This is a genomic window from Streptomyces anandii JCM 4720, from assembly GCF_014650655.1.
GTDB classification, from domain to species: domain Bacteria; phylum Actinomycetota; class Actinomycetes; order Streptomycetales; family Streptomycetaceae; genus Streptomyces; species Streptomyces anandii.
Genome location: NZ_BMVJ01000007.1, coordinates 191,958 through 192,841, shown reverse-complemented (window position 1 = coordinate 192,841; position 884 = coordinate 191,958). Strand labels below are relative to the sequence as shown.

The 884-nt window shown below is 76.9% G+C and carries 1 protein-coding gene and 1 pseudogene; both read left to right on the top strand.

The features are described from left to right. The first annotated feature begins 28 nt into the window (after positions 1 to 28). On the top strand, positions 29 to 514 hold the full coding sequence (locus tag IE249_RS15330) for an SH3 domain-containing protein (RefSeq protein WP_189705372.1): 486 nt from the start codon (positions 29 to 31) through the stop codon (positions 512 to 514). Positions 515 to 557: 43 nt separating this feature from the next. Continuing rightward, positions 558 to 884, top strand: a pseudogene (locus IE249_RS37315) (FtsW/RodA/SpoVE family cell cycle protein); the annotation flags it as partial.

The following is an 884-nucleotide window of genomic DNA, read 5'->3' as shown; positions in this document are numbered from 1 at the left end:
TCGCCACCTCAGGTGGAGGTACCACCCCATGTCCCTGCACTCCCCCCTCACCCGGCTGGCCGTGGCGGCCGCCGCCGGCGCCCTGCTGACCGCCGCGGCCGTCGTACCGGCCGCCGCCGACGACGGCCGCGGCGGCACCCCGGACCCCGCCGCGGCCCACGCGGCCGCCCCCGCCCCGGGTCCGGCGCCGGGCAGCACCGCTTCCGGCACCGGCACCGCCGCGGGCAAGACGGACACCGCCGGCAAGACCTCCGTCCCCGCCGGCCAGGACGACCCCCGCTTCTACCGCGGCAGGGTCGTCGCGCGCGGTGGGCTCGCCCTGCACACCCGGCCGGACCGGGGCAGCCGGGTGCTCCGGATCGCACGGCCGGGCGAGATCGTGTGGATCTACTGCAGGACGCTCGGCGGGAACGTCCTCGGCAACCCCGTCTGGTACCTCCTCGCGGACGGCACCTGGACCTGGGGGTCGGCCCGCTTCATCCAGAGCATCGGGCCCACGCCACGCTGGTGTTGACGCCCGGAGCGGACACACCGCCCGTTTTGGGTAGGTTCCGGACATGACCAAGGCCGGAACCACCGTGACAGCGGCGGCCCCGCCCGCGCCCGCCGCCCGCCTCCCCCGGCGGCGCGGTGTCGAACTCGCCCTCATCGTCCTCGCGGTCCTGCTGTCGGTGTACGGCTACTGCGCCGTCGGCCTGGCGAGGTACGGCACCGTCCCGCCCGGCGCCGCCGGTTACGGCGCCGGGCTCGGCGTGCTGGCCCTCCTCGCGCACGGCGCGGTGCGGCTGCGGGCGCCGTACGCCGACCCGCTGCTGCTGCCCATCGCGGTGCTGCTCAACGGGCTCGGGCTGGTGCTGATCTACCGGCTCGACCTGGAGACGCCG